We start from the raw sequence: 517 nt of genomic DNA, 5'->3' as shown, positions 1-517 counted from the left end.
TTAAGGTTAGGAAGTTCTTTTATGGTAATGAGTACAGTAGAGGTTAGAGCCCATAGCATACGCTTGGGTGGCCAAGAACAAGCCTCTATCATGCCAACCCGCTCTGCGGATTCAAGCAGTACGATCAAACCGCGTCCAATTCAAGTTCAGGCTGACACCGCGTCAGCCTATTCTGTTTCAGGCATTCAACTGACTCAGGGACAGCAACAAGCAACAGCGGTACAAATTGCTTCAAAATCACTGCAAACCATTGGTAAAGAGCTAACGCACATTAAACGTGGGTTAACTCAAGCCGTTACGCAAGGCACACAAAATGTGCCGGGGTTGCAAGATACGCTTGTGCGCTCTAAAGCGAACATTCAACGTGTTGTGGAACAAGCGCGTTTTGATGGCCAGAAGGTGATTGATAACGAGTTGCATCTCAAATTGGATAAAGCCGATATTCGTCGCTTCTCTATCCCAGGTTTGAATGTTCATCGTCTCAGTGACCGAGCGGAACAAATTCGTTTGGATTTCC

General features: G+C 46.6%; 1 pseudogene. It reads left to right on the top strand.

Going from position 1 to position 517, the window contains the following annotated elements:
• Positions 1-21 precede the first annotated feature (21 nt).
• A pseudogene (locus tag R7Q11_RS29395) lies at positions 22-517 on the top strand (flagellin); the annotation flags it as partial.

The organism is Vibrio sp. 970, from assembly GCF_033339075.1.
This window is presented reverse-complemented; position numbering and strand designations above follow the sequence as displayed.